Here is a 23,393-nt window from a genome sequence, read left to right as displayed (position 1 = left end):
CGCTGCAGGGTCGCAACGCCATCGAGCCGGCCAGCAGCGAGAAGGTGCGGCGATCCATCACCGGCCCGCGTCGGGGGTGGAGCGAGGCGCCTTCGGCAGCGCCAGCTCGCTGGCCTCGTAGACCTTCATCTCGGGTTCGACGGCGGCCAGCGCTGCGATCGAGCGTGCGAACTCCACCGAGGCCGGCACCTTGAAATGCCGGAACAGGTCTTCGGCGCTCGCCCACTGCTCGATGAAGACGAGGCGCCCGGGATGGCCAGGGTCGGTCGTCACGTCATGCCGCAGGCAGCCGGGCTCCTGCCGCGAGCGGGCCACGTGCTCCTGGCTCAGGCGCAACGATTCGTTGAAGTGGTCGTCTCTCGCGACGACACTGCCGAGGACGATCAGCATGCCGGTGTCTCCTGGAAAGGGATGGCGAATGGGGTCGACATGGCGCGCCAGGCTCAACGGGCGCAGGCGCCGCCATCGACCGGGATCACGGTACCAGTCATGTAGCTGGGCGTCCGATGGCGTCCTGGGCGGAGCGATCAAGCGTGCCTACGGTGGCGCCAACAAGTCGCTGCGCGAACTGGAGCGCCTGGGAGCCATCGCGCTGGACTACGGCGCCATCGAGATCCGCGACGTGGGCTTGCTGCGCCAGGCCTGCGGGCAGGCCGCGAGCGTCGCGAACGCCAGGGTTGCGCCGGGCGGGTGACATGGGCAGCCTGGCGAGCGCTGGCCCGGACCTTTCCACAGCCACCTCCTGGCTCATGTCGGCTGTGGCAGGGCACGCCGCATCGGCACCTGAAGCGTGCGCAGCGTGGCCGCGCGCCACAGCCACTCGAGCGGCCCGTATGAATACCGCTTCAGCCACGCCCGCGCGAATGTGCATTGCAGCGCGAACACCGCAAGGGCGAAGAACAGCGCCGCGAACGGGCCCACGTGGCGGTAGAGGCCCAGCCCGAAGGGGTAGAAGAACGGAACCCCGATCACGGCCTGCGTGACGTAGCAAGTGAGGCTCATGCGCCCGTAAGGGACCAGCACGCCAAGCACCCGGCGTGCGCGCGGATACAGCAGCGCGAAGCCGCCGGCCCACACCGCCGCCTGCGCCAGGTTGCCGTACATCCCCACGAGCTCCGCCAGGAGTTGTTCGCGCCGGCCCTGCAGTCCCAGCATGCCCAGGCCACGCTGCGCAAGCCAGGCCAGCGCGAGGCCTGCGAGCCCCCCGACCAGCGTCCAGCGCGCCAGCCGCTGCAGCCGGACAGCATCGTGCAACACGCCGCTGCGCCCCAGCAGCAGGCCGCAGGCGAACAGGCCCAGCATCTGCGGCCAGCGCCAGCTCTCCCACAGCCACCACCACTTGGTGAGCTGCCCTTGCCACGCGTTCAGGCGCACCACGTCGGCGAGGCTGCCGGTGGCGAACACGTCCTCTGCCTGCCCGAACATGGCCCAGTGACGCGGGATGCCCGGCTGCCAGGCAGGGTCGGCCAGCACGCGCAGCACCTCGACCCACTGCGGCAGTTGAAGCAGCAGCAGCACCGCGACGACAGTCAGCCCTCGCGAGCCCAGCCGGTCCAGCAAGACCAGCGGCACCGCCAGCAAGGCGATGGGGCCAAGGATGTCTCCGTTGTAGAGCAGGCCGTGCAGGTAGCCCAGCACGCCGAGCAGCGCCATGCGCCAGAGGAAGCGTGCCTGGGCGCCTTCGTCGCCCCTGCGGCGCCAGCTTTGCAGCGTGATGAAGAAGCTCACGCCGAACATCAGCGCGAAGATCGCATACGCCTTGCCGCCGAGGATCCGGAAGGCCCAGCCGATGGTCTGGCCGTCCAGCGCTTCGAGCCAGGCCGGCCGGCCCGGCGGCATGCGCATGAAGTCCCAGTGCTCGACCGCGTGCAACAGCAGGATGCCGAGCAGCGCCGAGCCGCGGAGCGCGTCCACCAGGTCCAGCCGAGCGTTGCCGGCTGGCGGGCGCGTCGCCGCGACTCGTGCTGTCACGCCGGGGCGTTGTGCGTCACTTCACGAAACGGGCGAGCAGGCGGATGTAGGCCGTCTGGTAGCCGTTGGAGTTCTCGCTGATCGGCCAGGAGTTCAGCGGCCAGCCGTCGTTGAAGTCGAGGTAGGACTTCTGCGGCGGTTGGCCCCACGGCGGGGTCGGCCGGCTCGTGCCGCAGGCGGCCGAGATGCCGGGACAGCGGTCGTCCCAGTTCCACTGGTTGTAGTTGGGGCCGCCCACGAGGATGCCCGGCGCGGGGCCGTAGGTCGAGGTCGCGGCGCTGTCCCATTGCGCGCTGCCGTCGGTGAACCAGGTGTGGAAGATCTGGTTGACCGACTTCTCGGCGCCGAAGCTCACCATGTTGGTCAGGTAGACCTTGCCGAACGGGTTCACGCCGTGCAGGTAGTGCAGGTAGTCGGACGCGGCATCGGCCACTTCGTCGGCGCTGCGGCTGTTGATGCCGTAGTAGCTTTCGTTGGCGAACAAGGTGCCGGCCAGGCCCTTCGCCCCGTTGCTGCCCCAGGTGTAGTCGCTGAGGTAGGCGCGGTACGGGTCGCGCTGCGCATCGACGGCGCCCCAGCCGCCGTAGTCCGGGCGGGCCCACTGCTCGACGTAGCGAGTGCGGATGGCGCTCGCGATGCTGGCGGTGGCGCCGGGCAGCGAGGCGTAGTACAGCAGGTTGCTGGCGCTGCCGGCGTTGAAGGGCGAGATGTACCACGAGCCCATCAGCGGCTCTTCCGTGTAGTGCGCGTCGACGTAGTCGCGGTAGGTGGCCTCGCCCGTGGCTGCGAAGAGCTTGATGGCGGCGAACAGGCGCAGTTGCTTGCGGCCCGCGTCGTCCGTCTCCTGCTGGCCGGCACCGAGGCCTTGAGTGCCGCTGGCCTCGTCGTTGTTGCGGAAGACCACGTTCGGATTGGCCGCAGCCCAGTTCCATGCATTGCGGGCCCGCGTCAGCAGGTCGGCGGCATAGTTCTTCATCGCCGTGTTGTTCAGGCCGCCGAACACCTTGGCGCCGTGCGCATAGGCGGCCGCCACCGCGAGCGTGGCCGAAGTGCTCGCGTCACCGTAGTAGCTCGGGCCGGTGGCGGCCGACGGCGGGCTGGCGTGCGAAACGCCGACGATGGACAGCACCGAGCCGTTGCTGTTTTGCATGCGCACCAGCCAGTCCAGGCCCCACTTCACTTCGTCGAGCAGGTCGGGAATGCCGTTCCGGGACTCGGGGATGTTGAAGTCGTCGGTCCAGACCGTGGGGTTCTGGCTGTAGGCGTCCAGCAGGTCCTGCACGTAGCCGGCGGCCCAGCTGGAGTACTTGTTGAGGTCGCCCGCGTCGTACCAGCCGCCCCGCAGGTCGCGTGCGGTGTTGGCGTTGTTCTTGTCGAGGAAGCGCCGGGCCTGGGTGTCCTGGCCCGCCTTCAGGTGGCTCGCGGCATCGGCCCAGCCGGCACCGGCGTTGCCGGCGCTCTTGGTCTGGCCAGCGCGCTGGTAGTAAAAGCTCCGCACGGCCTGGATCAACACGTCGCGGTAGACGTTGTCACCAATCTCGAAACGGGCCGAGCGCTGGTTGGCCGCGGGATCGACGATCTCGTAGGTGCCGGGCGTGGTGACCTGGCTGAAGTCGAACCACCACACCTGGTCGCCCGAGGAGGGATCGGTCTTGAGCTCGTTCCAGTCCCTGGGCCAGAAGGTGTAGACAACCGAGCCGTTGAGCGAGTTCACCACCTGCAGCTGCTGGGGCCAGTAGAACTCGTTGCTGTCATAGCCCACCTTGGGCAGGCGCAGCACCGCGATCTTCTTGCGGTTGGGCTGGTAGCCGAACTGGTCGACCATGATGTACTTGGCCACGTTGGCGGCCGGCGCCGGCGCGACGGTGAAGGTGTAGTTCTGCACCGTCTTCGCACCGCAGCTGTTGGTGTAGGTGGCGGTGGCTGTGCAGCTGGCACTGAGCTTGATCGCCTGCTCGCGCGACGAGCCCGAGGTGCCGCAGCCGCTCCACGACCACGAGCCTTGCAGCGGCTGCGGCCCGAGCACGACCCGGGAGCCGGCGTTCAGCGATGCCGAGGCCCGGACCGCCCAGGGGCTGGTGCCGTTGATGTTGAGGTAGGGGGTGACCGCGCTGGGCTGGCACGTCTGTGCCCACGCCGGGGCGCCCAACGCTGCGAGTGAAAGCAGCACGCCTGTTCTGATCGACACGTCTTGTCTCCGTTCTGGTCTGTGAGGTCTGGTCTTCCCCGGCGAATCCTGACGAGCCGGCCGAGGGCGGGACTTCAGCACCTTGCCGGTGCTACCAATAAATTGGTAATACCAGTTTCGCCCCAATCGCAAGGCGGCCTTACCAGAACAAACCCTTGGCCGAAGGCATCGCCGGCCACTGATCCATGGAGGCCGTTGGCCGGCCCTCAGCTCATCGCGCGCGCCTTGCGAAAGCTGCCGCTTCAGCGCCGAGGCCTTCAGGCCGCCTTCCACTTGATCGAGCAGCCCATGCTGGCGTGCTGGGCCTCGGGGCCCTGGCCGGTGCGCGCGATCGACTCCATGGCCTCGTAAAGCTCGCGGCGGGTGTCGGGCGCGGGCGGCTGTCGCCCGGCGGAGTCCAGCCGCCCTCGGTACTGAAGCGACCGCTCCCGGTTGAAGCCGAAGATGTCCGGCGTGCACACGGCGCCGTAGGCCAAAGCCACCTGCTGCGTCTCGTCGTGAAGGTAGGGGAAGTCGAAGCCATGCTCGGCAGCGAAGGCCTTCATGCGCTCGAAGGAGTCCTGCGGATAGGCGGCGGCATCGTTGGCGCAGATCGCCACCACGCCGACGCCGATCTGCCGCAGGGCCCGCGCCTCCTGCACGATGCGGTCCACGACCGCCAGCACGTAAGGGCAGTGGTTGCAGATGAACATCACGACCAGCCCTTGCGGCCCGGCAGCCTCGGCGTAGGACCAGCTCCGGCCCTCGACGCCGGGCAGCCTGAAATCGGGGGCGATCATGCCGCGCTGCAGCGGCTCGGACGTGGCAGCCATGGGCGGACTCTCCTGCGGGTTGGACGATGGACGCGGCCTCGATGCCTGCGCGGCCAAGGCCGTGTCCACCGACATCAGGTCAGGATACCGCGCCGCTCCCGGCGCCCAGGACGACCGAACGAGTCAATGCGTCAGCTCAGGCCGGCCGTGTCGATGCCGGCCTGGTCGAGCTTTCTCTTCACTTCCTCCTGCGGCATTCCGGAGGGGGTCTTGAAGTCCGCCAGCGTGGCGTTCGACGCGCTGGGGGTGGGAACGAGCACCTGCTTTCCCAGCAGCGCGCCGCCCAGGCGGAAGTGCCCGCTGCCCGTCATGGCCATGACCTCCCTGGCCAGGGCCGAGAGGTTCGAGTCCGTGTTCTGCTCCTCGGGCGCTTCTTCCCGGGCGCTCTTGCGCACCACTGTCACGTCGTCCAGCGCGCTCGCCATCACGGTCGGCACCCGGTGGTGGGCCAGGCCGAGCATCCAGGCCGAGTTGACCCGCATGTCGTGCTCATCCCCCGGGTCGTAGACCACGCCTTTGGGCACCTGGCCCTGGTAGAGGGCCTGCTTCATCTCGTCCTTCTCCTGCTCTTGCTGGCGGCTGTGCAGCAGCGCCAGAGAACCCTTGGGGACGTGCCGGGTCGACTCGTAGACCACCCATTCCTTCTCGCGCGGGCCAGTCGTTCCATCGCTGAAGCGCTTCATGGGCTGGGCTTCGACGCAGTAGCCATGACTGGCCATCTGGTAGTGGAGCTCGCTTCGGTAGGGCGTGTGGCCCTGCGCATCCCTGGCATTGACGTCTCTCTGGTGAGCGCCGCGCCAGTGCGCTTGCAGGGTCGTGGCCGCCTCGTCCTGGCTCGGAGAGCGTCGCTGGGCGAGTCCATCGAGAACGCCGGCGCCGCGAGGCGAAGCCGTCGAGTGGTCAGGCGGCGACGGGGCTGCCGCGCCCGGATGAGCGAGCTCGGGCGACGAGGCGCTGGCCGTTTGGACCGGGCTGCCTGCCAAAGCCTTGGAGATGACTCCGCCCATTCTTTGCCTTCTTCATTCGACCGTAGGAGGGGCCAGTCTCCGAGCGGCCCGCCCGCGCGGCCCATGCCGTGCGAACGGTCGTGTGGTGAAGCGAAAGACCCGCGCCGGGGCTGCCGCGGCTTGCTTCCGGCCGGCCTGCTGATCGTTCCTGCCAATCGGATTCAGCCAATCCGCCATCGCCCGGCACCGCCGTGCTGCCTAGACTGGCCCGATGACAGCAGCCCCCGACACCGCCCCGCTGGCACGCGTGCGCGTACTCGACCTCACGCGTCTCCTGCCCGGCCCGATGTGCACGCTGCACCTCGCCGACCTCGGCGCCGACGTGATCAAGATCGAGGACACCGGCGCCGGAGACTACGCGGCCCCGGCCCTGCGCACCCTCGTCCAGCGTAACAAGCGCGCGCTGCGGCTGGACCTCAAGCAGCCCGAGGGCGTGGCCGTGCTGCAGGCGCTGGCCCGCGACGCCGATGTGCTCGTCGAAAGCTTCCGCCCCGGCGTGATGGAGCGGCTCGGGGTGGGCTACGACACCCTGGCCGCGCTCAACCCCAAGCTCGTCTACTGCAGCATCACCGGCTACGGCCAGAGCGGGCCCTACCGCGACGAGCCCGGCCACGACCTCAACTACTGCGCGCTGGCCGGCGTGAGCGACCAGATCGGCCGAGCGGGCGAAGCACCGGCCTTGTCGAACGTGCCCGTGGCCGACCTGCTCGGCGGCTCGCTCACCGCGGCGATGGGCCTGCTCGCCGCCTTGTTCGACGCGCAACGCACCGGCCGCGGCCGGCACGTGGACATCTCGATCGCCGACAGCACCCTGGCCCATGCCGTGGTGCCCATGGTGAGCATGCTCAGGGAGGGCACCACCCGGCCGGCGGGCACCGACAAGCTGTCGGGCGGCCTGGCCTGCTACGGCCTGTACCGAACGAGCGACGGCCGCCATCTCGCCGTCGGCGCGCTGGAGCGCAAGTTCTGGGACGCCTTCTGCCACGTGCTGGGCCGCGAAGACCTGAAACCGCAGCACCTGCCGCCCGATGCCGAGGCCACGCAGATGCTGCGTGCAGAGCTCGCCGAGATCATCGCCTCGCAGCCCCTGGCCCACTGGCAGCAGCGCTTCGAGGGCACCGGCTGCTGCGTGACGCCGGTGCTGCGCCTGGAGGAGGCGCTGGACGACCCGCACTTCCGCGCTCGCGGCATGGTCGTCGAACCGCCGGAGGGCGGCCCGCGTCAACTCGCCTGCCCGGTCAAGATGAGCGGCTACCGCTTCGAGCTACGCCGCCCGGCCCCGCGCCCCGGCGAGCACAACGACGAGATCCTCGACGAGCTGGGATTCGGCGCCAGCGAACGCGACCACCTGCGCCGGCAAGGAGCGATCGCTTAGCGCCCGCACGCTTCATAACCAACGAGGCGTACGCAGGCAAATCAGACACCAAGGAAGAAGCCACCTTCGCCAGTTTGCACTTGCCTTCGTGTTCCGGGCCCGACGCGGAAGACCTCGCCCGACAGTCTCGGGAAATCCCGGCCGGACACACGCATGCAACCCACCCACATCAGAACGCCTTCCTTCACGGGCGTGCCGTTCCAGCACGACAGCTCGTCTCGCAGCACATCCGCATCGCCCAGCCACCGTGCACCTGGGCAACGGACTCACGAGCGCCCGGATGGGCTGGAAACGCGCCGCGCTTCGTCGCCGGAGCCGGCGGCCACAGGCCGGCCGCGCGCGGCGCTGCCTGCAGTGGGCTCAACGGGCGATCGCTTTGAAGCAAACACCGCGCCCTGGGCCTTCCCTGCCGATCTGTTGACCGAGGTCGCCACGCGGCTCGGCGAAGAGAGTGCAGCAGCGCTGGCGAGCATCAACGAGGGCAACCGTGATGACCTTCCGGCCGTCGTCGACAAGATCACTACCGCCCAGGCGGAGTGCTTCTGGGAGAAAAAAGGCTTCGAAGGCAACCGCGTCATAGCTGTCCTCGCCAAGGTGATAGCTCAGTTGCCACCAGAGCACCTCGCAGGCCGTTTGGCGGGTATTGCGTCCTGGCTGTCCCAATCGGAAGCTGGAGCGACGTCGGTGCATGTCATGCTCGAGGCGTCCCAAAAGCTGCCGGCGCATCAGCGACAGAAAGTCTTCGACACGATGCTCGGGCAAATGCAGTACAACCCGGACAACCTGCATCTTCTGTCGAAGGCGGTATGGACGCATCCGCACGAGCGGCCCATCGACGAAATGCTCAAGATCGTTCGGTCATTCGAATTCCTCAAAGCCGACCCACGTGCGTCCACCGACTTGCGCCACATCGTCTCCGAGATGCCGATCTCGAAGATTGGATCAGACGATCGCTTGGCATTGGTGAACGAGCTTGCGCGGGTGGGTCAGCGTATTGATCCCACCGACTGGGTTGGAAAAGCTTGGCAGATGGTGTGCGAGGCCAACGACCCGCAATTGCTGCAAAAGTCGTTCAACCCTCTGATGTCTCTCATCCCGGACCGCATTCGACATTTTGGTGAAAGTTTCGAATCCAATAACCCGCTGAAAAGCATGGCCGAACGGCTTGGCGAATTGCCCGAGACGGAGTTGCGGCCTGCATGGGCGCAGATGAAGGAAATCCTGCGTTCCAGGCCCGAACTGGTTGAAGCCACCGCCCTCGCCCATGCACGGGGGGGCACGGCTACGAAGGAGGCCATGCTTGCAGGCTTGATGGAGACAGTGCCGCGCCTGGCGCCTGAGATGCAAGGGGAGGCTGCGGCATTGATCAAGGGACACTGGCCCGCATCGAGTAAGGCGCTTGTGAAGCTGGCCTCGGTCATCCCCAAGCTCACCGAAGAGGCGCGCGAAAAGGCATTCGAAGCTGTGGTGAGTTGCCTGGAAGAGGCGGAGAAAAAGCTGCGCCATTCCCTTGCGGGCCCAGGGCCCTCGCGGGCGGCGTTCGCCCAGATGGGCGGCCTCGAGGGCCTGCTGGTGCCGATGTCCCGGGCGGCGGGTGCCCTTCCCGACCACGCCCCGCGCGCAGCTGCTGTGGATCAGGTTCTCAAGTGGCTGCCGCACGTCTCTGACCCTTCCAGCCTCGCCGAAGCGCTCAAATCGCTGGCCCGAGCTTTGCCGGCCGTGCTGGAACGTCCAGTCCCCCACGGAGCGACGAAGCGTGACGCGCTCCTGCAGAGCTTTGCCGAGCAGGCCAAGAGGCTTCCGCCCGAGCACCGTGCCCCTGCTCTGAAGGAGATGATTGGCGACACCCAGGCGTACGCCGGCAAGCCGACGTCATTCTTTAGCCGGGACAAGAGTCAGAAGCTTCCGGCGCTGCTTCAGAAGCTTCTGGATGACAGTACGCGGTGAGGGCAAGCCCCTGCGGGACGCAGGATGCCCTCCGATAGAGGTAGGTTGAAGCGACTGCTGGCTTCAGGGCCCACTTCCTACAATCGCGCCACCTCGGACACCCGGCCTGGCGCGGCGCCCGCATGGCGACGACGAGCTTCACCCACCACACGATCGCCATCCAGCAGGTCGAGCAGATCCTGCTCGGTGCGCGCGCGCGGGGTGCCGACATCGGCGCCTTGCTGCAGCGTGCCGGCATCTCGCCCGCCCTGCTCGAATCGCCGCTGTCTCGGGTCACGCAGGCGCAGTACGCCGCCCTGATCTTCGTGCTGCGCCACGCGATGCGCGATGAGCTCTGGGGCCTGTGCCAGCGGCCGCTGCCGCTCGGCAGCTTCGCGATGGGGTGCCGCCTGCTGATTGGCTCGCGCACGCTGGGCGAGGCGCTGCAGGCCGGGCTGCGCTTTTACCGCCTGCTGCTCGACGACTTCGTGCCCCGCCTGCAGGTGCAGGGCCGCGTGGCCCGCTTGAGCCTGGTGCCGCGCGGCGAGCCGAACGCAGCGCTGGCCTACGCCGAGCGGGCGTTCTCATTCTTCGCCTACGGCCTGGCCTGCTGGCTGGTAGCGCGCCGCGTGCCGCTGCTGGCGGTGGACTACCCCCCATCCGCCCTCGGCCACAGCAACGACGCGGGCACGCTCTTCCAGGCCCCGGTGCACTACGACCAGCTGTGCACGGGCTGGCGCTTCGACGCCCGCTGGCTCGATCTGCCGGTGGTGCAGAACGCGCAGAGCCTGGGCGAGTTCCTGCAGCAGGCGCCCGCCAGCCTGCTCGTGAAGTATCGCGACCAGAGCAGCCTCACCGAGCGGATCCGCCGCATCCTGCGCCGCCGCCTGGCCGAGGAGCTGCCCTCTCTCGAGGACATCGGCCATCAGCTCGCGATGACGCCGCAGACGCTGCGCCGCCGCCTGCACGAAGAAGGCCGCGGCTTTCGCGAAATCAAGGACGACCTGCGCCGCGACGCCGCGATCGAGTACCTCGCCCGACCCGAGCTGACGCTGCCCGAGATCGCGGCGTTGCTGGGCTTCTCGGAGGCCAGCACCTTTCACCGCGCCTTCAAGCACTGGACCGGCGTGGCGCCGGGCGAATACCGGCAGACCCGCCTGCGCGAGCGCTGAGCCGCCGGGCGCTGCTCGGGGTCAACCCGAAGCACGACGACGGTTGTCACTTTCTGCCAATGCATAGAGCGTCGTTGCCATTGGACGCGTGGGCACCGGCTCCCACACTCGCATCCGTCATTGCACCAGACAGACGGAGACAAGCGAGATGCACAAGCCCCTCACCATCACACGCCGCAGCTTTGCCGGCGCGCTGTCCGCGCTCGGCCTGTGCGCCACTTCGGCGGCCTTCGCCCAGGGCGCCGACGCCTACCCGCGCCAGGTGATCCGCATCGTCGTGCCCTACCCGGCCGGCGGCGCCACCGACACGCTGGGGCGGGTGATGGCGACCAAGCTGCAGGAGGCGTGGGGCCAGACGGTGATCGTGGAGAACAAGCCCGGCGCCTCCGGCACCATCGGCAACGACATGGTGGCCAAGTCGCCGCCCGACGGCTACACGGTGCTGCTGGCCATCACGGCCATCGTGCAGGTGCCGGCGCTGATGCCCAACCTCGGCTACGACGTGATGAAGGACCTGCAGCCGCTCGCGCAGGTGGCCAGCACCAACTCCCTGCTGGTCGTTCCCAAGTCCGCTCCCGTGAGCACGCTCAAGGAGTTCATCGACCTGGTCAAGGCCAACCCCCGCAAGTACAACTTCGGCTCCTATGGCGTGGGCACGTCCTCGCACATCCAGGGATCGCTGCTGAACATGCAGGCCAAGCTCGACCTCACGCATGTGCCATACAAGGGCGCAGCACCCCTGCTGCAGGACCTGCGCGGCGGCCAGCTCTTCTCGGCCTTCATCGACATGGCCACCGCCCGCCCTCACCTGGAGGCGATGAAACCCCTGGCCGTCACCGGACCTCGCCGCAACCCCTTGCTGCCCGAGGTGCCGACCTTCGCCGAGCTGGGCTACCACTCCTTCGAGCCGCTGGGCTGGTTCGCGCTGTTCATGCCCTCGGGGGTACCCGCCCCGATCGCGAAGAAGTTCGCCGACGAGGCCAACCGCATCCTGCACCTGCCCGACGTGATCCAGCGCATCGAGGGCCTGGGCATGACGCCCGGCGGCATGCCGACGGCCGACTTCGCCAAGGTCGTGCGCGAAGACGCCGCCATCTACGCCCGGATCATCCGCGAAGCCAACATCCGCCTCGAATGAGCCGCGCCTTGAGCGGTTTTGCCAATGCGCTTGTCCGCACTGGCCATTGGACTGAAGACCACGGCGGCGCAAGCTTCGAGCCATCACAGCCCTGCACAAAGGCAGACCCCCGATGAAACGCAAAGTCTTCGTAGCCGGTGTCGGCATGATCCCCTTCAGCAAGCCCGGCAAGAGCGAGCCCTACATGGTGATGGGCGAGCGCGCCGCCAAGCTCGCGCTGGAGGATGCCCGCGTGCCCTATGCCGAGGTGCAGCAGGCCTACGTGAGCTATGTCTACGGCGACTCCACCGCCGGCCAGGCGGCGATCTACCGCGTCGGCCTCACCGGCATCCCGGTGTTCAACCTCAACAACAACTGCTCCAGCGGCTCCAGCGCGCTGTACCTGGCGCGCCAGGCGGTGGAGAGCGGCATGGTCGAGTGCGCCATCGCGCTGGGCTTCGAGCAGATGGTGCCCGGCGCGCTCAAGGGCGCCTATGACGACCGGCCGTCGCCGATGGCGCGTTTCGCCGAGACGATGAGCGAGCTGCAGGGCTACGACGACGCCGCGCCGCGCGCCTCGCAGTTCTTCGGCGGCGCCGGGCGCGATTACATGAAGCAGTACGGCATCCGCGCCGACACCTTCGCCCGCATCTCGGTCAAGGCGCGCCAGCACGCGGCGCGCAACCCGCTGGCGGTGTTTCGCGACACCGTCACGCTCGACCAGGTGATGGCCGCGCCCACGGTGTTCGAGCCCCTCACCCGCCTGCAGTGCTGCCCGCCCACCTGCGGCGCGGCCGCGGCCATCCTGTGCTCGGAGGACTTCGCGCGCCGCCATGGCCTCGATGCCAAGGTCTTCATCGCCGCGCAGGCCATGACCACCGACACGCCCAGCACGTTCGACAAGCGCGACATGCGCCAGCTCGTGGGCTACGACATGACCCAGGCCGCCGCGGCCCAGGTGTACGAAGCCGCCGGCATCGGCCCCGAGGACCTGGACGTGGTCGAGCTGCACGACTGCTTCACCGCCAACGAACTGATCACCTACGAGGGCCTCGGGCTCACGCCCGAAGGCACCGCCGAGAAGTTCATCGTCGAGGGCGACAACACCTACGGCGGCCGCGTGGTCACCAACCCCTCGGGCGGCCTGCTCTCCAAGGGCCACCCACTGGGCGCCACCGGCCTGGCGCAGTGCGCCGAGCTGACCTGGCAACTGCGCGGCCAGGCCGACCAGCGCCAGGTCGAGGGCGCGCGGCTGGCGCTGCAACACAACCTCGGGCTGGGCGGCGCGTGCGTGGTCACGCTGTACCAGGCCGCTTGAGGGGCACAGCGATGATCGACAGACGCTACATCGGCCACACCCTGGCGCCGTTCTCGGTGCCGGTCGAGGCGGGCCGCCTGCGCTTCTTCGCCAAGGCCACCGGCCAGGCGGACCCGGTCTACACCGACGTGGCCGCGGCGCGCGACGCGGGCCACCCCGACCTGCCGGTGCCGCCCACCTTCCTCTTCTGCCTGGAGATGGACAGCCCCAAGCCCGCGGCCATCCGCGAGCTGCTGGGGCTGGACTACCGCCGCCTGCTGCATGGCGAGCAGCAGTTCAGCTACCACGCCATGGCCTATGCCGGCGACGTGCTGAGCTTCGAGCAGCGCATAGAGGACATCTACGACAAGAAGGGCGGCGCGCTGGAGTTCGTGGTGCGCCGCACCCGCGTGAGCAACCAGCACGGCGCACTCGTCGCCGAGCTGCGAAGCGCGACGGTCGTTCGCAACGGCTGAAGGAGCATCCGAATGACGCTGGCGAATTTCGAGGCGCTGCAGGTCGGCGACAGCCTTCCCGCCTTCCAGACCGAATCCATCTCGCGCCTGGCGCTGGCGCTGTACTGCGGCGCCTCGGGCGACCACAACCCCATCCACGTGGACATCGATTTCGCCCGCGCCGCCGGCCAGCAGGACGTGTTCGCCCACGGCATGTTGTCGATGGCCTACCTCGGCCGACTGCTGACGAACTGGGCGCCGCAGCGGCAGCTGCGCCAGTTCGGCGTGCGCTTCGTCGCCATCACCCAGGTGGGCGACCGCATCACCTGCCGCGGCACGGTGCTGGAGAAGTTCGAGGCCGAAGGCGAGAAGCGCGTGCGGCTGGAGCTCTCCACCGTGGATGCCGACGGCCAGGTCAAGTTGAGCGGCGACGCCGTCGTGGCGCTGCCCTGACCCCCTTCCGGAGATACGACGATGACGAAGAAGTTGCAGGACAAGGTGGCGCTGGTGTCGGGCTCGGGCCGCGGCATAGGCCGCGAGATCGCGCTCAAGCTGGCCAGCGAAGGCGCGCGCGTGGTGGTCAACGACCTGGACGAAGCCCCCGCGATGGAGGTGGTGCAGGCCATCCGCGCCGCCGGCGGCCAGGCGGCGGCCTGCGTAGGCAGCGTGACGGAGGCCGGCTTCGCGCCGCGCTTCGTGCGCACCGCGCTGGACGAGTTCGGCGGCATCGACATCATCGTCAACAACGCCGGCTACACCTGGGACAACGTGATCCAGAAGATGAGCGACGAGCAGTGGGAGGACATCCTGGCCGTCCACCTGACCGCGCCCTTCCGCATCCTGCGCGCCGCCGCCGATTTCATCCGCGAGACGGCCAAGAAGGAGGCCGAGGAAGGCAAGCAGGTGTTCCGCAAGGTCGTCAACATCTCGTCCACCTCGGGCGTCTACGGCAACGCCGGCCAGGCCAACTACGCGGCGGCCAAGTCCGGCATCAACGGCTTGACGCGGGCGCTGGCCAAGGAGTGGGGCCGCTACAAGGTCAACGTCAACAGCGTCGCCTTCGGCCTGATCAAGACGCGCCTGACCGAAGCCGACGCCGATGCCGACGCCAGCATCGACATCGAGGGCCGCCAGATCAAGGTCGGCGTCAACCCGCAGATCCTGAAGAACGCCGAGGCCACGATCCCGTTGGGGCGCGCCGGCACGGCGGAGGAAGCGGCCGGCGCGGTCTACCTGTTCTGCATCCCCGAGTCGAACTACGTCAGTGGCCAGACCCTCATTTGCGGCGGCGGAAAGCCATGAGCCTCGCGAATCCCGCACGCCCCTGGATGGAACCCGAGCTCCAGCAGCTGCGCGACACCGCGCGCCGCTTCTTCGAGACCGAGTGCGCGCCGCGCCACGAGGAGTGGGCCGAGCAGAAGCACGTGGACCGCAAGATCTGGCGGCGGGCCGGCGAGCTGGGCCTGCTGTGCGCCGGCATGCCCGAGGAGTACGGCGGTGGCGGCGGCCACTTCCTGCACGAGGCGGTGATCTGCGAGGAGCAGCAGCGCGCGATGGTCAACAGCTTCAGCATCAATGTGCACTCGGGCATCCTGGCGCACTACCTGCTGGCCTATGGCAGCGAGGCGCAGAAGAAGCGCTGGCTGCCGGCCATGGCCAGCGGCGAGATGGTGGGCGCCATCGCGATGACCGAGCCCGGCGCCGGCACCGACCTTCAGCGCATCCGCACCACGGCCCTGCGCGACGGCGATCACTACGTGGTCAACGGCGCCAAGACCTTCATCACCAACGGCTTGCACGCCGATCTCGTCTGCGTGGCCGTCAAGACCGATCCGCAGGCGCAGGCCAAGGGCGTGTCGCTGCTGATGATGGAGACACGGGATCTGCCGGGCTTTCGCCGCGGACGCCTGCTGGACAAGATCGGCCAGCGCGCGCAGGACACGGTGGAACTGTTCTTCGACGACGTCCGCGTGCCCGCGGCCAACCTGCTGGGCGGCGAGGAGGGGCGTGGCTTCGCGCAGCTGATGCAGCAGCTGCCGCGCGAGCGCCTGCTCATTGCCGTGGGCGCCGCGGCCACCATGCAACGGGCGGTGGACGAGACGCTGGCCTACGTGCAGCAGCGCCAGGTCTTCGGTGCGCCCCTGATGGCCCTGCAGAACACCCGCTTCAAGCTGGCCGAGTGCCAGACCCAGGCCACCCTCGCGCGCAGCTTCGTCGACGACTGCATCGCCCGGCTGCAGCGCGGCGAGCTGGACGTGCCCACCGCCGCCATGGCCAAGTGGTGGATCACCGACGCGCTGTGCAAGGTGGTCGACGAATGCCTGCAGCTGCACGGCGGCTATGGCTACATGAACGAGTACCCCATCGCCCGCATGTATGCCGATGCCCGCGTGGGCCGCATCTACGGCGGCGCCAACGAGGTGATGAAGGAAATCATCGCCCGCGGCATGGAGCGTTGAGCGCTGCCCGCCTTCATCTCTGGTGAACCCCCGTTTCGGCAAATACAGATAGGCGCCGCGAAGACCGCCGCCTAGCATGGATCCGGAGACAAGAACTGCCATGACCGCCCGCGCCTCGTCCCCCTGGTTCAGCGTCTGGCCGCGCGGCCTGCCCCGGCAGATCCACGTGCCCCAGGTCTGCCTGAGCCACAACCTCGACGTGGCCGCGGCGCGCTATCCGGACAAGCCTGCGGTGCTGTTCTTCGACCAGCCGGTGACCTTCGCCGAACTGAAGGCCCAGGCCGATGCGCTGGCCGGCCACTTGCAGCGCAACGCGGAGCTGAGGCACGGCGACCGCGTGCTGCTGATGAGCCAGAACTGCCCGCAATACGCCATAGCTTTCCACGCCATCGTGCGCTGCGGCGCGGTGGTGGTGCCGGTCAACGCGATGTGCACCGCCGCCGAGCTCTCGCACTACATCGAGGACAGCGGCGCCCGCGTGGCCCTGGTCGCGCAGGAGTTGCTGCCCGCCCTGCGTCCGGCGCTGGACGACGGCCGCCTCCAGCACGCCGTGGTGCACACGTATTCGGACGCGCTGGGCCCTTCCAGCGACCTCACCGTGCCCGACTGGGTGAGCGCGCCCCGCGCGGTGCTCGACCACCCTCGCCTCGTTCACTGGCAACAGGCGCTGGCCCAGGGCCTGAAGCCGTCAGCCGTCCAGGCCTCGCCTGACGACCTCTGCGTGCTGCCCTACACCTCCGGCACCACCGGCCAGCCCAAAGGCTGCATGCACACCCACCGCACGCTGCTGGCCTCCACCGTCTCGGCCGTGCTGTGGCGCGGCCTGCATGCCGAATCGGTGGTGATGGGCGTGGCCCCGCTGTTCCACCTGCTGGGCATGCAGAACGCGATGCTGATGCCGATGGCGGTCGGCGCGACGGTGGTGATGCAGCCGCGCTGGGATGCTGCCAACGCCGCGCGCCTGATCGAACGCCACCGCGTCAGCGCCTGGGCCGCGCCACCGGCCATGCTGAACGACTTCTTCGCCCACCCCGAGGCGCTGCAGCGCGATCTGTCCAGCCTGGCCATCCTCAACGGCGGCGGCGCCGCGATGCCGGAGGCCGTGGCCGAGATGCTGCAGGAGCGCTTCGGCCTGAGCTACATCGAGGGCTACGGCCTGACCGAGACCGCCTCCTTCCTGCACTGCAACCCGCTGGGCCGCGGCAAGCGCCAGTGCCTGGGCGTTCCGGCCTTCGGCGTGGATTCGCGCATCGTCGACCCCGAGACCCTCGCCGAGCTGCCGCCGGGGGAAGTGGGCGAGCTCGTCACCAGCGCACCGCAGGTGATGCGGGGCTACTGGCACGACGAACGAGCCAACGCGGCCAGCTTCTTCGAGCGCGACGGCCAGCGGTTCTTGCGCACCGGCGATCTCGCCAGCATGGATGAGCAGGGCTACTTCTTCATGCGAGATCGACTCAAACGCATGATCAACGTCAGTGGCTACAAGGTCTGGCCGGCCGAGGTGGAAAGCGCGCTCTACGAGCACCCCGCCATCCACGAGGCCTGCATCGTGGGCGTGGCCGACAGCCGCCAGGGCGAATCCGTCAAGGCCGTGGTGGTGCTCAAGCCGGGCGCCGCGCTGGACGAGCCGCAGCTCATCGCCTGGTGCCGCGAGCGCATGGCCGCCTACAAGGTCCCGCGGCAGGTCGAGTTCCGCGACGCGCTGCCGAAGTCCGGCACCGGCAAGGTTCTCTGGCGAGAGATTCAAGCTCAACAAAGGGGACAAGCATGACCACACTGACCCGCCGCGTTCTGTGGACCGCCGCGATGCTGGCAGCCGCGCTCGGCTGCGCTCCGGCCCTGGCCACCGACGCCTTCCCGAGCAAGCCCATCGTGCTGGTGCTGCCCTTCCCGCCCGGCGGCTCGTTCGACCCCATCCTGCGCGCGCTCGGCAACGCGGCGGGCAAGGAGCTGGGCCAGCCCGTGGTGCTGATGCACAAGCCCGGCGCGGGCGGCGTCACCGGCACCGCCGGCCTGGCCACGATGACCGAGGCCGATGGCTACACCCTCGCGCTGATGCACAACTCGGTGATCCGCCAGCCGCTGATCGCCAAGGCCACGTGGGACCCGCTGAAGGACTTCACCTACGTGATCGGCCTGGGCTCGCTCAGCACCGGCATCGCCGTCGCGGCCGATGCGCCGTGGAAGACGCTGCCCGAGCTGCTGGCCGATGCCAAGGCCCGCCCCGGCATCGTGAGCTGGGGCAACGTCGGCGCCATCAGCGCCAACCGCATCTATGCCGAGCGCCTGGGCCGCAGCGCCGGCGTGAAGTTCAACATGATCCCCTTCAAGGGCGGCAGCGAGGCCTTCACCGCGTTGATCGGCGGCCACCTCGATGTCTACGGCGACCCGGGCTTCGGCCCCATGGCCAGCAGCGGCAAGGTGCGGCTGCTCGCGACCATGACCGAGCACCGCCTGCCCCGGTGGCCCCAGGTGCCCACGCTGAAGGAGCTGGGCCACGACCTGGTCGTGCAATCCAACATCGGCCTGGTCGCGCCCAAGGGCCTGCCGCCCGAGATCACCGAGCGCCTGCACGCCGCCTTGCGCAAGGCCACCGAGGATCCGGACTACAAGCGCCTGTGCAACGAGTTCGACCTCGCGCCCGCGCTGCTCGACCCGCCGGCCTACAAGGCCTACGCGCAGGCCCAGTTCCAGCGCGAGAAGACCATGCTCGACGAGATCGGCTTCAAGCCGGAGTGAGGCGCAACGCGATGTCCGAATCCCCTTCCATCGCCCCGGCGGCACAGCCGACCCCTGCCCTGCCCGAGCGCCACATCCCCTTCCTCGACAAGATCGGCATGCGCCGCGTGCGCGTCGGCGGCGGCGAGGCAGTCGTCACCCTCGACCTGCAACCCGACCTGCTCAACAACCATGGCGGTGGCCACGGCGGGGTGGTGATGACCCTGCTCGACAGCGCGATGGCCAACGCCGCGCTCAGCCGCATCGACTTCGCCCGCGAGGTGGTCACCATCGACATGCACATCGGCTTCATGCGCCCGGCCGCCGGCCGGCTCGAAGCCACCGGCCGCGCCACCGGCGGCGGCCGCTCGGTGTGCTTCTGCGAGGCCGAGATGACCGATTCGACCGGCGAGGTCGTCGCCAAGGCCATGGGCACCTTCCGCTACCGCGCACCGGCCGCCTGAAGCCATGTACCTCACCCAAGGATTGCACCGCGCGCTGCAGCGCGATCCCGCCAGGGTCGCCCTGCGCCATCTGCAGGCCGGGGGCGATCGCCACTGGACCTTCGCGCAGTTCGCCGACCGCGTGGGCCGGCAAGCGGCGGCGTTGCGGGCACGCGGGGTTGGCCGTGGCGACCGCGTGGCCCTGCTGGCGCCGAACGACGATGCGCTGATCACGCTGCTCAACGCCTGCTGGTGGCTGGGCGCCGTGGCGTGCCCGCTCAACGTCCGCTGGAGCGTGCCGGAGTTGCGTTTTGCCGTCGCCGATTGCCAGGCCCGCCTGCTGGTGGCCGACGCGCAGTTCGCGGCCCAGGCCGCGGCGCTGGCCGACCTGGGCCCCATCGCGTCCTGCGAAGACATCGCCGCCGAAGGGCAGGCGCTCGAGCCGCTCGAAGACACCCGCACCGGCGGCGACGCCCTGGCCGCCATCCTCTACACCGGCGGCACCACCGGTCGCTCCAAAGGCGTGATGCTCACCCACGCCAACTTCTGGACGGCTTCGATGACGCGCGGGGCCGAACTCAACAACTCGCCTGACAGCGTCTCGCTACTGGTGGCACCGCTGTTCCACGTCGCGGGCCTGGGGCGGCTGGTGGGCCAGTCCATCGTCGCAGGCGCCTGCGTCACCTTGCCGCAGTTCCGCGCCGAGGTGGTGCTGGCCGCCATCGAGCAGCACGGCATCACCGACATCGTCGTCGTGCCCACCATGCTGCAGGCCCTGCTGGAGGCGCCGGGCTTCGACGCCGCGCGATTGCAAAGCCTCAACCGCATCGCCTTCGGCGCGGCACCTATGCCGCCCGACCTGCTCGACCGCGCGCTGGCCGCCTGGCCGCAGGCCGAGTTCTTCCAGGCCTATGGGCTCACCGAGACGGCCGGCGCCGTGTGCATCAACCTGCCGGCCAACCACCGGCCCGCGCCAGGGTCGGATGCACGCACGCTCGGCCGCCTGCGCAGCGTCGGTCGGGCCGGCCTGGGCGCCGAGATCCGGGTCGTCGACGAAAGCGGCCGCGAGCTGCCGCGCGGCGAGGTGGGCGAGATCGTGGTCCGCGGCCCGATGGTGACGCAGGGCTACTGGCGGCTGCCCGAGGTCACCGCCTCGGCCTTTCACGAGGGCTGGTTCCGCACCGGCGACGGCGGGCGGATGGACGACGAAGGCTTCCTCTTCATCGCCGACCGCCTGAAGGACATGATCATCACCGGCGGCGAGAACGTCTACTCCGCCGAGGTCGAGGCCGCATTGCGCAGCCACCCCGCCGTGACCGACGCCGCGGTGATCGGCGTGCCCGACGCCCGCTGGGGCGAGGCAGTGCATGCGGTGGTGGTGTTGAGCAAGGCGGCGGATCTGGACCCGGCCACGGCCGGCGACGCGCTCAAGGCCTGGTGCCGTGGGCAGCTCGCCGGCTTCAAGTGCCCACGCGGCATCAGCTTCACCGATGCGCTGCCGCTTTCCGCGGCCGGCAAGGTGCTCAAGACCGTGCTGCGCGCGGCGCATCCCAAGTGAGCCCCGCCCGGCCGCCCGTAGGGGCTCACTCCCTCCCGGAGGGACAGGGCCGAAGGCCCGAGGGAGCACCGTTGCGCGACGTCGATCGTCACCAGGCCTTCGGCCGCGTGCCGTTCATGCAGCTGCTGGGCGTGCGGCGCGAGTTCTCGCAGGACGGCCGGGCGCGCCTGGTCGTGGAGGCGCGGCCCGAGCTGGAGAACCTGATCCACGCGATGCACGGCGGCGTGGTCGCCACGCTGGTCGACGTGGTGATGGCCAGCGCGGCCGTCTCGCGGATCGATTTCAGGCGCACCGCCGTGACGCTCAACCTCAACACCAGCTACCTGCAGCCCGGCCGCGGCCGGCTCACGGCCGACGGCGAGGTGATCAGCGTCGCCGACGAGGTCGTGCAATGCCAGGCGGTCGTGCGGGACGAGGGCGGCCGCACCGTGGCGCGCGCCGTCGGGTCCTTCCGCTACCTGGACCCTCGCTGAGATCCCAAAGACTGGACTGAAGCCATGAACACGAACCCGCTCGATTTCACCGGCCGCCACGTCTTCGTGGCCGGGGGCAGCAGCGGCATCAACCTCGCCATCGCCGATGCCTTCGCCCAGCGCGGCGCCACGGTCTCCATCGCCAGCCGCTCGGCCGAGCGCGTGGCCGGTGCGGTCGAGCATTTGCGCCGCCACGGCGGCCAGGTGCAAGGCCACAGCGCCGACGTGCGCGAGTACGAGGCGATCGACGCGGCGCTTGCCGCGGCCCGCGAGCGCTTCGGCCCCATCGACGTGCTCGTCTCGGGCGCCGCCGGCAACTTCGTCGCGCCGGCGCTGGGCATGTCGAGCAAGGGCTTTCGCACCGTGGTCGACATCGACCTGGTCGGCAGCTTCAACGTGCTGCGCGCCGGCCATGCGCACCTGCGCCGCCCGGGCGCCTCGGTGATCAACATCTCGGCGCCGCAGGCCTACAACCCCACGCCCTACCAGGCCCATGTGTGCGCCGCCAAGGCGGGCGTGGACATGCTCACCCGCGTGCTGGCCATGGAGTGGGGTCCGGATGGCGTGCGCGTGAACTCCATCGTCCCCGGCCCCATCGGCGACACCGAAGGCATCCGCCGCCTGGCACCCAGCCCCGAGGCCCTGGCGCAGATGGCCGCGAGCATCCCGCTGGGGCGGTTCGGCAAGACAGCCGAGGTGGCCGACATGGCTCTGGTGTTGAGTTCGCCGCTGGCCAGCTTCGTCACTGGCGCCATCATCCCCGTGGATGGCGGCAGCTCGCTGCCGGGCGGGCGTGATTTGAGTGCGGCTGTGAAGGCGGCTTAGGGGCCGGGAAGATGCCGGACCATTCCACCGCTCGCCCGCCGCAGGCCCGAGGCTTCGACAGGCTCAGCCCGACGCTCCCCACCCCGTTCACCCTGAGCCTGTCGAAGGGCCCTCACGCTCCAGGCTTCGACAGGCTCAGCCCGAACGGGAGAGTGGGAGCCGGTCGAACCTTTGCTCCGTTCACCCTGCGCTTGTCGAAGGGCCCGAATGCACGAGGCTTCGACAAGCTCAGCCCGAACGGAAAGGTGGTGCCCAGCTCGACACTCCCCACCCCGTTCACCCTGAGCCTGTCGAAGGGCCCTCACCCATCAGGCTTCGACAAGCTCAGCCCGAACGGGAGAGTGAGACCCAACCGCACCTTTACTCCGTTCACCCTGAGCTTGTCGAAGGGCCCGAATGCACGAGGCTTCGACAAGCCCGAACGGGAAGGTGGTGCCCAGCTCGACACTCCCCACCCCGTTCACCCTGAGCCTGTCGAAGGGCCCTCAATCACCAGGCATCGACAGGCTCAGCCCGAACGGGAGAGTGAGACCCAACCGCACCTTTACTCCGTTCACCCTGAGCTTGTCGAAGGACCCTCAAGCACGAGGCTTCGACAAGCTCAGCCCGAACGGAAAGGTGGTGCCCAGCTCGACAGTCCCAACCCCGTTCACCCTGAGCCTGTCGAAGGGCCCTCACGCTCCAGGCTTCGACAGGCTCAGCCCGAACGGGAGAGTGAGACCCAACCGCACCTTTACTCAGTTCACCCTGAGCTTGTCGAAGGGCCCCTCAACTCGACCTCGCAACTCATGCAAACCATCCACTACGAAGTCCGCGACCAGGTCGCCACGCTGACCCTCGACCAGGCCGCCACCCGCAACGCGCTGAGCCCCGCCATGCGCGAGGAGGTGGCCGAGGTCGTCCACAGCATCAAGCAAGACCGCCACATCCGCGCCCTCGTCATCACCGGCGCCAACGGCCACTTCTGCTCCGGCGGCGACCTGCGCAACATCGCCACCGCCGGGCTGGACAACCAGGGCTGGCGAGATCGCCTCCACAGCCTGCACCACTGGCTGCAGGACCTGATCACGCTCGACCGCCCCGTCATCGCCGCCGTCGACGGCGCCGCCTACGGCGCCGGCCTCGGCCTCGCCCTGGCCGCCGACTTCGTGATCGCCACACCGCGCGCCCGCTTCTGCGTGTCCTTCCTCAAAGTAGGCCTGGTCCCCGACTGCGGCATCTTCTACACCCTGCCCCGCATCGTCGGCCCGCAGCGCGCCAAGGAGCTGATGCTCTCGGCCCGGGAGGTCGGCGCCGAAGAGGCGCTGCGACTCGGCATCGCGATGGAGCTGCAGCCACCTGAGCAGCTGCTCGCCCGCGCGCAGGCGATGGCCGCGAGCTTCGTGCAGGCCTCGCCCATGGCCGTGAGCCTCGTCAAGCGCACGGTGGCTGCTGGCAGCGACCTCGCCACCCAGCTCGAACTCGAAGCCAACGCCCAGGCGCTGGCCATGGGCACGCAAGCGCACCGCGAGGCGGTGCAGGCCTTCCTCGACAAGCAGCCGGCCCGCTTCCAGTGGCCGGCATGACGACCTTCCACAGCACATCACACGGAGTCCCC

General features: G+C 69.1%; 22 protein-coding genes. 17 read left to right on the top strand and 5 right to left on the bottom strand.

Translation table 11 applies throughout. The annotated features are described in order from the left end of the window. Positions 1 to 57 precede the first annotated feature (57 nt). Positions 58 to 390 (bottom strand): putative quinol monooxygenase, encoded by a 333-nt coding sequence (locus ACS5PM_RS27695; protein WP_439391130.1) that lies wholly within the window; start codon positions 388 to 390, stop codon positions 58 to 60. A 28-nt stretch (positions 391 to 418) separates the two neighbouring features. Here ACS5PM_RS27695 and ACS5PM_RS27690 point away from each other — a divergent pair, with 28 nt between their 5' ends. Further along, positions 419 to 694 carry a hypothetical protein gene (locus tag ACS5PM_RS27690; RefSeq protein ID WP_439391129.1) on the top strand — a complete coding sequence of 92 codons (276 nt, stop codon included), beginning with the start codon at positions 419 to 421 and terminating at the stop codon, positions 692 to 694. Between the two features lie 53 nt (positions 695 to 747). Here the strand turns inward: ACS5PM_RS27690 and ACS5PM_RS27685 are convergent, their stop codons facing one another. The 4 genes from ACS5PM_RS27685 to ACS5PM_RS27670 all read right to left on the bottom strand — a co-directional run bounded on the left by ACS5PM_RS27685 (position 748) and on the right by ACS5PM_RS27670 (position 5,978). Next, entirely contained in the window at positions 748 to 1,971 is a 1,224-nt protein-coding gene (locus ACS5PM_RS27685; RefSeq protein WP_439391128.1) for a DUF418 domain-containing protein, read from the bottom strand. A gap of 16 nt (positions 1,972 to 1,987) precedes the next feature. Next, positions 1,988 to 4,159, bottom strand: a complete 2,172-nt coding sequence (locus ACS5PM_RS27680; protein ID WP_439391126.1) for a glycoside hydrolase family 9 protein — start codon at positions 4,157 to 4,159, stop codon at positions 1,988 to 1,990. 257 nt (positions 4,160 to 4,416) lie between these two features. After that, positions 4,417 to 4,971, bottom strand: a complete 555-nt coding sequence (locus ACS5PM_RS27675) for a thioredoxin family protein (RefSeq protein ID WP_439391125.1) — start codon at positions 4,969 to 4,971, stop codon at positions 4,417 to 4,419. A gap of 131 nt (positions 4,972 to 5,102) precedes the next feature. Further along, positions 5,103 to 5,978 carry a hypothetical protein gene (locus tag ACS5PM_RS27670; RefSeq protein WP_439391124.1) on the bottom strand — a complete coding sequence of 292 codons (876 nt, stop codon included), beginning with the start codon at positions 5,976 to 5,978 and terminating at the stop codon, positions 5,103 to 5,105. A 211-nt stretch (positions 5,979 to 6,189) separates the two neighbouring features. Here ACS5PM_RS27670 and ACS5PM_RS27665 point away from each other — a divergent pair, with 211 nt between their 5' ends. The 16 genes from ACS5PM_RS27665 to ACS5PM_RS27590 all read left to right on the top strand — a co-directional run bounded on the left by ACS5PM_RS27665 (position 6,190) and on the right by ACS5PM_RS27590 (position 23,361). Beyond that, on the top strand, positions 6,190 to 7,353 hold the full coding sequence (locus tag ACS5PM_RS27665) for a CaiB/BaiF CoA transferase family protein (RefSeq protein WP_439391123.1): 1,164 nt from the start codon (positions 6,190 to 6,192) through the stop codon (positions 7,351 to 7,353). A 153-nt stretch (positions 7,354 to 7,506) separates the two neighbouring features. Next, a complete protein-coding gene (locus ACS5PM_RS27660; protein WP_439391122.1) occupies positions 7,507 to 9,300 on the top strand; it encodes a hypothetical protein in 1,794 nt (597 codons plus the stop codon). Between the two features lie 122 nt (positions 9,301 to 9,422). Further along, positions 9,423 to 10,451 carry an AraC family transcriptional regulator gene (locus ACS5PM_RS27655; RefSeq protein ID WP_439391121.1) on the top strand — a complete coding sequence of 343 codons (1,029 nt, stop codon included), beginning with the start codon at positions 9,423 to 9,425 and terminating at the stop codon, positions 10,449 to 10,451. Between the two features lie 148 nt (positions 10,452 to 10,599). Further along, positions 10,600 to 11,589 carry a Bug family tripartite tricarboxylate transporter substrate binding protein gene (locus tag ACS5PM_RS27650; protein ID WP_439391120.1) on the top strand — a complete coding sequence of 330 codons (990 nt, stop codon included), beginning with the start codon at positions 10,600 to 10,602 and terminating at the stop codon, positions 11,587 to 11,589. 112 nt (positions 11,590 to 11,701) lie between these two features. Next, positions 11,702 to 12,886, top strand: coding sequence for a lipid-transfer protein (locus ACS5PM_RS27645; protein ID WP_439391119.1), 1,185 nt, complete (start codon positions 11,702 to 11,704; stop codon positions 12,884 to 12,886). An 11-nt stretch (positions 12,887 to 12,897) separates the two neighbouring features. After that, on the top strand, positions 12,898 to 13,341 hold the full coding sequence (locus ACS5PM_RS27640) for a MaoC family dehydratase N-terminal domain-containing protein (RefSeq protein WP_439391118.1): 444 nt from the start codon (positions 12,898 to 12,900) through the stop codon (positions 13,339 to 13,341). A 12-nt stretch (positions 13,342 to 13,353) separates the two neighbouring features. Next, positions 13,354 to 13,773, top strand: coding sequence for a MaoC family dehydratase (locus ACS5PM_RS27635; RefSeq protein WP_439391117.1), 420 nt, complete (start codon positions 13,354 to 13,356; stop codon positions 13,771 to 13,773). A 21-nt stretch (positions 13,774 to 13,794) separates the two neighbouring features. Further along, positions 13,795 to 14,622, top strand: a complete 828-nt coding sequence (locus ACS5PM_RS27630) for an SDR family NAD(P)-dependent oxidoreductase (RefSeq protein WP_439391116.1) — start codon at positions 13,795 to 13,797, stop codon at positions 14,620 to 14,622. After that, entirely contained in the window at positions 14,619 to 15,779 is a 1,161-nt protein-coding gene (locus ACS5PM_RS27625; RefSeq protein ID WP_439391114.1) for an acyl-CoA dehydrogenase family protein, read from the top strand. The genes ACS5PM_RS27630 and ACS5PM_RS27625 overlap by 4 nt, the downstream gene beginning before the upstream one ends. 100 nt (positions 15,780 to 15,879) lie before the next feature. Then, positions 15,880 to 17,550, top strand: coding sequence for a long-chain-fatty-acid--CoA ligase (locus tag ACS5PM_RS27620; RefSeq protein ID WP_439391113.1), 1,671 nt, complete (start codon positions 15,880 to 15,882; stop codon positions 17,548 to 17,550). After that, positions 17,547 to 18,518, top strand: a complete 972-nt coding sequence (locus tag ACS5PM_RS27615; RefSeq protein ID WP_439391112.1) for a Bug family tripartite tricarboxylate transporter substrate binding protein — start codon at positions 17,547 to 17,549, stop codon at positions 18,516 to 18,518. Before ACS5PM_RS27620 ends, ACS5PM_RS27615 begins: the two co-directional genes overlap by 4 nt. Before the next feature lie 11 nt (positions 18,519 to 18,529). After that, the gene (locus ACS5PM_RS27610) at positions 18,530 to 18,961 is read left to right on the top strand and encodes a PaaI family thioesterase (protein ID WP_439391111.1); all 432 of its coding nucleotides are present in this window, start codon (positions 18,530 to 18,532) and stop codon (positions 18,959 to 18,961) included. A 4-nt stretch (positions 18,962 to 18,965) separates the two neighbouring features. After that, entirely contained in the window at positions 18,966 to 20,498 is a 1,533-nt protein-coding gene (locus ACS5PM_RS27605) for a class I adenylate-forming enzyme family protein (protein WP_439391110.1), read from the top strand. Positions 20,499 to 20,569: 71 nt separating this feature from the next. Then, the gene (locus tag ACS5PM_RS27600) at positions 20,570 to 20,971 is read left to right on the top strand and encodes a PaaI family thioesterase (RefSeq protein WP_439391108.1); all 402 of its coding nucleotides are present in this window, start codon (positions 20,570 to 20,572) and stop codon (positions 20,969 to 20,971) included. A gap of 24 nt (positions 20,972 to 20,995) precedes the next feature. Further along, positions 20,996 to 21,796, top strand: a complete 801-nt coding sequence (locus ACS5PM_RS27595; RefSeq protein WP_439391107.1) for an SDR family oxidoreductase — start codon at positions 20,996 to 20,998, stop codon at positions 21,794 to 21,796. A gap of 788 nt (positions 21,797 to 22,584) precedes the next feature. After that, complete coding sequence (locus ACS5PM_RS27590) at positions 22,585 to 23,361, top strand: enoyl-CoA hydratase/isomerase family protein (protein ID WP_439391106.1); 777 nt, start codon at positions 22,585 to 22,587, stop codon at positions 23,359 to 23,361. Positions 23,362 to 23,393: the final 32 nt, after the last annotated feature.

The sequence above is a fragment of the Ideonella flava genome (assembly GCF_051857595.1).
GTDB lineage: Bacteria > Pseudomonadota > Gammaproteobacteria > Burkholderiales > Burkholderiaceae_C > Ideonella.
The sequence above is the reverse complement of the archived record's forward strand: the minus strand, read 5'-3'. Positions and strand labels throughout refer to the sequence as shown.